Source organism: Leptospira alstonii serovar Sichuan str. 79601 (assembly GCF_000347175.1).
Lineage (GTDB): Bacteria > Spirochaetota > Leptospiria > Leptospirales > Leptospiraceae > Leptospira > Leptospira alstonii.
Map to the genome: position 1 here is coordinate 45,214 of NZ_ANIK01000122.1, position 6,000 is coordinate 51,213.

General features: G+C 40.3%; 8 protein-coding genes. 1 reads left to right on the top strand and 7 read right to left on the bottom strand.

Going from position 1 to position 6,000, the window contains the following annotated elements:
* The first annotated feature begins 597 nt into the window (after window positions 1–597).
* Complete coding sequence (locus tag LEP1GSC194_RS20220) at window positions 598–2,187, top strand: methyl-accepting chemotaxis protein (RefSeq protein WP_020775300.1); 1,590 nt, start codon at window positions 598–600, stop codon at window positions 2,185–2,187.
* Between the two features lie 254 nt (window positions 2,188–2,441).
* Here the strand turns inward: LEP1GSC194_RS20220 and LEP1GSC194_RS20225 are convergent, their stop codons facing one another.
* From LEP1GSC194_RS20225 to LEP1GSC194_RS20255, 7 genes are all read right to left on the bottom strand, one after another.
* A complete protein-coding gene (locus tag LEP1GSC194_RS20225; protein WP_017810219.1) occupies window positions 2,442–2,879 on the bottom strand; it encodes a hypothetical protein in 438 nt (145 codons plus the stop codon).
* Window positions 2,876–3,298 (bottom strand): hypothetical protein, encoded by a 423-nt coding sequence (locus tag LEP1GSC194_RS20230; RefSeq protein WP_021064320.1) that lies wholly within the window; start codon window positions 3,296–3,298, stop codon window positions 2,876–2,878. The genes LEP1GSC194_RS20225 and LEP1GSC194_RS20230 overlap by 4 nt, the downstream gene beginning before the upstream one ends.
* Window positions 3,299–3,310: 12 nt before the next feature.
* Window positions 3,311–3,991 carry a M23 family metallopeptidase gene (locus LEP1GSC194_RS20235; RefSeq protein WP_020775314.1) on the bottom strand — a complete coding sequence of 227 codons (681 nt, stop codon included), beginning with the start codon at window positions 3,989–3,991 and terminating at the stop codon, window positions 3,311–3,313.
* The gene (locus LEP1GSC194_RS20240) at window positions 3,988–4,392 is read right to left on the bottom strand and encodes a hypothetical protein (RefSeq protein WP_020775306.1); all 405 of its coding nucleotides are present in this window, start codon (window positions 4,390–4,392) and stop codon (window positions 3,988–3,990) included. Before LEP1GSC194_RS20240 ends, LEP1GSC194_RS20235 begins: the two co-directional genes overlap by 4 nt.
* Before the next feature lie 58 nt (window positions 4,393–4,450).
* A complete protein-coding gene (locus LEP1GSC194_RS20245) occupies window positions 4,451–4,687 on the bottom strand; it encodes a hypothetical protein (protein ID WP_020775334.1) in 237 nt (78 codons plus the stop codon).
* A gap of 1 nt (window position 4,688) precedes the next feature.
* Window positions 4,689–5,501, bottom strand: a complete 813-nt coding sequence (locus tag LEP1GSC194_RS20250) for a DNA-methyltransferase (RefSeq protein ID WP_051185235.1) — start codon at window positions 5,499–5,501, stop codon at window positions 4,689–4,691.
* On the bottom strand, window positions 5,498–6,000 hold a 503-nt coding region (locus tag LEP1GSC194_RS20255), incomplete at its 5' end, for an ISL3 family transposase (protein WP_020774597.1). The genes LEP1GSC194_RS20255 and LEP1GSC194_RS20250, both read right to left, overlap by 4 nt.

Here is a 6,000-nt window from a genome sequence, read left to right on the forward strand (position 1 = left end):
ATTCAGCCGAGAATCGGTAAAACTCGGATCACTTCCGTGCCATTATGGATAAAACGGAAAAATTTCAACCCTGACCCCTGACTCTACCCACTGATCCCTAAAAAGTGGGAACTCCCACGTTTTAGATGCCAGCGGATAGACAAATCCTGCTCCACAAATTCGCTTTAGTTTACCCACCCAAAAATTCCCGGCTGGGAAACGGGTTGTAAGGAATCAATGTAACTCCGAAAAGAATAATGAATGTGAGAGAATAAACAATCTGAAAACATACAATTTAGCAAAGTGTAATTTTTCCTTAACAAAGCCCGATTTAAATCCAAATGGTTACGAACTTGAATCGAAAACGAGAATATTCGTAAAATTAAGAAGCCGAATATAATGGAATCTTAAAAATGAAAACATTTTCAATCGCTTTCGCATTGGTGCTCACGTTATTTACGAGATTTAAAATTCAAATTTGCGAATTATCGAAGCCCAAGACGCTAATTCAGCGACTAAACCTTTTTGATAAAATAAAACTAATCTTCGGGGTACGCCGTAATTTCCCGTTTTTAGAAAAACCATTGATTTTTCAAAGTGAGCGGCCCTCATTAGTCTATGTCCTTGAAGAAAGAATCAAAAAGAAAGACCGACGAGGAGATCATCTCCTCCGGTCCCTCCTATATCAATTGGATTCGATTCGGATTGATTGTGCTTTTTTACATCTCGATTATGATCAACTGGAAACGCACCAATTCGATTCAGAATATCTTATATCTGAGCGGCACAACGGCCATGTTGTTTTATTTTTCCTACAGTTTTTACAAGATTTGGAGAACCGGCAGTATTTCACATACTCTCAGTAAGGTGTTTATCCTTATGGACGTTTCCGTTCAGCTTTTGGTCATGATCGGCGCCACGATGGATCATCCCGATTTCACTACCGGAGTTGTAAAAAGTCCCATATTGTACGGCATCAGTTATCTTTATATCATATCTTCTGGACTTTTACTGGTTCCTAATTTTGTTCTTTGGGTCGGAGTATTGTCCGGGAGCGCGCAGTCTTTGGCGATTTATACGGCAGTACGACACGGTTTGATTTTAACGGAAAATAAGAGACTCGCCAACTCATTGGGATACGCTTCGGTTTCCGAACAAGTCACGAAAATCCTGTTCATATTAGCGGGCGCTTTGATCGTTAGAATTCTTGTGAAACTATTTATACGTCTGAGAGAGAACTCAAAATACAGACAAGAAGAATTAGAAGAATCTCATAAAGTGATCGCTCAACGAAGCGGTAAGATGAAAGAATCCGCTCGATATTTGAAAGATTCATCCAAAAATCTAAAGAGCTTTATGGATGACTTTTCCGTTTTAGTTTCGACGCACGCCTCTTCTTTTGAAGAGATCAGTTCGACTGTGGAGCAGTTTCAGTCACAAACGGAAAATTCTTCGCATAACGTCAAAAATCAGTTTAGTAATATTGAAAGTTTGATCCTACACAGCAGCAATCTGAAATCCATTATCGAAAGGATCTCTCAGTTCAATTATACCTTGGATCAAAGTATGGATAAAGTGAGAAAGTCCGGAACCATGGTGACCGAATTTGTGGAAGAACTTTCCGGTTCTCTCGTTTCTTTGGGGGATTCTTTTAGAAGCGTTGGAGAAGTGAACCGTATCATGTCCGAAGTGGCGGATAGAACCAATCTTCTCTCTTTGAACGCCTCCATTGAGGCGGCGAGAGCCGGGGAAGCGGGAAGGGGATTTGCGGTCGTCGCGCAAGAAGTTTCCAAACTAGCCGAAAGTAGCGCCGGAAACGCGGATCTGATTTCCAAGATCATTCGAGATTCTTCCAATCATGTAGTGATGGGTCAAAAATCGGCGGAGACAACGGCGGGACACGTGAAAGAACAAGACAACCTATTTCAAGATTTGTTTGTTCGATTCGATGAATTTTCGAAGTTGTTTGACGAACAGAAAAAGATCAACTCTCAATTTTTTTCCACTCTGGATCGTTTACGCTCTTTGTCTTCGGAAATCGAACTTGCCTCTTCCGAACAAAAGACGGGTTTGCAAGGAATCGTCGAGGCGATTTTCTTCCTCCAAAATTCTATGGAATCCTTAGTAACAAAGAGCGAGAATTTGAGCGTGGTCGTAAGAGAACTTGAGACACAATCGGATGCCCTGATCGCTACGGAAGCGAATTGATTGTAACGAGAAAACATTCTGAAATCATTATATAGTTTTTCCGAATCAGATTTGTCCGCGAGCGTTACCCCCGTCGGGAATGTGCGCTAAAAACGTTACTGAATTTCAGTTCTTTTAAGTTTATTTCGGAAAATACGTGGGTTTAGCGAGATTTCTAATAATAGATTATTATTATACATAGTTAAGAGAAACGAAAAAGTTCAAACAAAATTTAGGAAACGCCCTTGTTTCCAAGGACGTTTATACGGATAATTCTACGAAGTTGAAGCGTTTCCACCGCTTCTGATCGATAAGAATTTTGAAATGAAGGGAATTTGAATCTTGCCTTTTAGGATAAGAATCAACAAGAGAATCAGCACTGTTCCAACGATTAAAATTATAGTGAACCAGCCAAGGCTTTGAAGTCCATCACCCCAACCGGCTTCACGTTGAAGAGACGCGTTTTCTTTCTGAGTCTTCTTCTCTCCTTTGATTGCCGCTCGTGCGTTCTTATCACCCGCTTCGATGGAATCTGCGGCGGCATTCAGGAGATTACCGACCCTTTTATCTCCTTTCTTGGATTGTTCTTTTGCTTCCTCTCGAAGAACCTGCGGCATTCCTACGGAATCCGGAGTCTGGGCTACGATCGTAATACAAGAGTTTAATGGAAAGAGATAGAGTAGAAACGTAACGAAAAATTGAATTCGGTTCATTGGAATTCCTCCGTTCTTTCTTCTCTTTCGTTCTCAGGTTTTGCATGTCCAAGTCCGGATCTTTCGAAAACGCCTTTCACGATTTTATTGTAGAGTAGAATCGTTGCGAGATAGCAAACGAAAAGGCGAATTGCCTGATAGGCGGCGATCGCCCATCCCGGAAGAATTTTGCAAATCTCTTCTTTAACAGAATCGAATGAGACGCAGTACGTAAAAACTTCCGGCATCGTGAGCCAGTAAAAAATGTTATAGGGAACGGCAATCATCGTAGCGACTACAAACACAACGAGTCTTTTGTTCTTTAACAAGATTCGGTGAGGTAAATTTCGAAACAGAACTTGTGAAACTGTCAGGACGAGACCCATGTAGAGACCGTTGAGAAGCACTGTTGGAAGAAGTACGGTTATAGATTCGATCATGTGAAAACCTCCTTATAACAGCCCTTTGTCTTTTAAAAACTTTCCGGGATCGGTTTCTTTTTTCCAATCCTGAGTCTTATCATCCCATGGCCAAACTTCGAAGTGAAGATGTGCGCCTAAGCTATAACCATAGTTTCCGGATTTTCCGATCAAATCGCCTGCGCTAACTTTATCTCCTTTCTTGACCCTGGGATCTGTGTGCTTGAATTTATATCGGTTTTTTGAATGAACGCCGATTGCAAGAACGAAGGGAGTCCAAGCGCGATCTGCTGGAACCTCACCCGATTTTACTAAATTGACCCAGGTGTTTTTTTCCCACCGAAATTTCACCGGATATTTTCGATCTCTCCCAAGAACAGTTTCGATCACGCAATCTTCCGGGGCGAATACATCGTTATATCCTCCAAGATCGATTCCTAAGTGATACTGCTTGGATTTCTTTCCGTCGATGTTAAGGTGACGCCATCCATAAGGTGAAGTGATATGAGGATCCGACACCGGCAGACAGAAAACAGGATCGCTCTGAACCGGAATTTTTGAAATCGAATCGAATGCTTCTTCTCTTGAAATTTTCTTCGTGTTGGCTACTGCGGACGAAGATTCGTTCCAATAATTTTGGCTTGTTTGAATCGCTTTTAGGTTTAGGAAATTCCTCATGAGTGGAATAAGAAAGTTGAGAATTTGTAAAATCATTTTGGAGCTCCTCCGTTCTGAAACTTTGCGTGAATTTTGTGGAGGAGTTCCTTTTGTTCGTCAAACTTCTCGTCGAACTTGCTATCCAGCTTTTCGATTCGAGCTTCAATCGTATCTAACCGTTTGTCTGTAGTTGAAGCCGTCTGTCGAAGTAGCGCTGTTTCAAGTGTATGCGATTTTTCTAATTCCATCACTCGATCCGAAAGACGATCTGTTTTCGAGCGTTCTTGAGATAAAAGATTTTTAGATTCTTCTTTTACTTCCTTCACTTTCGATTCCATGTATTTTCGTTCTTCTTCACGCGCTTTCAAAATCTGAGTCTTCACTTCTTTTCTGATTATGAACCACAGGAGAAGTGACAACGGAGAAAGGAGAGAAAGATATTTAAGAAACTCATCCATTCAGGATGGTATCCTGGATTTAATCTTTGAGGACAATTTCAGAAATTATCGATGTCTACTAAGTCGTTTCTTTTCCTGCTTTGATTCTTTTCTCTAAATTTTCGTAATAAATTCCGATGCGCTTCGTTTGTAAGAATTCGGGAAGGTTTTTAAATTTTCCCGGTCTCCATCCTTTTTTAAACATATCTTCACAATGGTTCATCCATTGATCCTCGAAACGTGCCATCCGGATCGCTTCGCTTTCCGGTGAATCAAACTTTCTTTTACAGTGCGGGCATTCGATTTTATGATCCATTTCAACTCTCGAAATTTAACTCAAGCTGTATTCTTGTTTCAGCCATTTGGATTTTGCGTTTCGCTTTCTCGAAATATTCCTTATCCATTTCCATTCCGATAAAATCTCTTGCGAGTTCGATCGCGGCAATTCCCGTTGTTCCGTGTCCCATACAGTTATCCAAAACCGTATCTCCTACATTCGAATAAGTTTTTATGAGGTAACGGAGAAGCCGTAAAGGTTTTTGTGTCGGGTGCATCCCGATTTCAGATTCGGAGGGAAAACACAATACAGAATCCGGATATCTAAATCCATCATCCAAATATTGATAGTTTTCACTTTTCTCACCCCGAATCGTAAATACAGTCGATTGATTTCCGTTACCAAGCGTTTTACCTTTTCTTTTGTAACGCTCATCGATTTGATATTTGATCGGATTGTAAACAGGTTGGTTCTTATAGAAAACGAGTATGTTTTCATGACTCTTATTCGGTCTCGTTTTTGCATTCAAAAAGCCGCTCGCTTTTGTCTTATACCAAATCAACTCATAATACCGAAAATTCTTCGGGTTGCTGTTGATCAGATAATTTGTGAACGGATGACTTCCTGTAAGAATGATCGGAGTTCTTTCTTTGGAGATTCGTTCGTATTCAGGCCAAAGTTTTTCCATTGGGATAATTACGTCCCAGGAACAGTCCGTCGTTCCATAAGGAAGATCGCAAAAGATAAGATCCACTGAAGCATCAGGGATCTTTGGAAGATTATCTAAACAGTCGCCGTGATAAAGATGTGTTGCCATAAGGCTAAACAAAAGTGGCCCTTCAGGAAAAATCATGGGTAAACGTCCAAACCGCCTAAATGAAAGAGAATAGCGACGCGGAAGAAATCGAAATTTCTGAAGCCTCTTGCATTCGATTTAATTTTCTGAATACTTGAATTAATACTTTCCGAACCAGCGTTTGTGATTCGATGAGCGAAGTAGGTAAGGATATATTTAATGTTTTTATAAAGCATCTTAGCGACTTTAATAATAGGTTTAAGTTTAGAATGAGTAGCCCAAAAATACCAACGTTTGAAAAACTTTTCCGCATTACCTTTATAGCTGTAAGACCAAAAATAACGAAAGGCTTCTTTTATCTGCCATCCTTTCCCGACTTTATACAGATTTAGTTTAAGAGAATTGAAAGCTTCCTTTTGCTTATCAGAATAATTTTCTTGGTTCGTTAACCATAGGAATTTCGTCCCGGAGAGAGTTTCATTGTTTACACTACGCAGCCTGCGATTCTCATCTTTCCAAATGTTAGCCACCGCTTCATTCAAATATTTTGAAATAT

Excerpts from the sequence above, each read along its gene's own strand:
- LEP1GSC194_RS20220 (WP_020775300.1), top strand. The coding sequence starts at position 598 with ATGTCCTTGAAGAAAGAATCAAAAAGAAAGACCGACGAGGAGATCATC.
- LEP1GSC194_RS20225 (WP_017810219.1), bottom strand. The coding sequence starts at position 2,879 with ATGAACCGAATTCAATTTTTCGTTACGTTTCTACTCTATCTCTTTCCA.
- LEP1GSC194_RS20230 (WP_021064320.1), bottom strand. The coding sequence starts at position 3,298 with ATGATCGAATCTATAACCGTACTTCTTCCAACAGTGCTTCTCAACGGT.
- LEP1GSC194_RS20235 (WP_020775314.1), bottom strand. The coding sequence starts at position 3,991 with ATGATTTTACAAATTCTCAACTTTCTTATTCCACTCATGAGGAATTTC.
- LEP1GSC194_RS20240 (WP_020775306.1), bottom strand. The coding sequence starts at position 4,392 with ATGGATGAGTTTCTTAAATATCTTTCTCTCCTTTCTCCGTTGTCACTT.
- LEP1GSC194_RS20245 (WP_020775334.1), bottom strand. The coding sequence starts at position 4,687 with ATGGATCATAAAATCGAATGCCCGCACTGTAAAAGAAAGTTTGATTCA.
- LEP1GSC194_RS20250 (WP_051185235.1), bottom strand. The coding sequence starts at position 5,501 with ATGATTTTTCCTGAAGGGCCACTTTTGTTTAGCCTTATGGCAACACAT.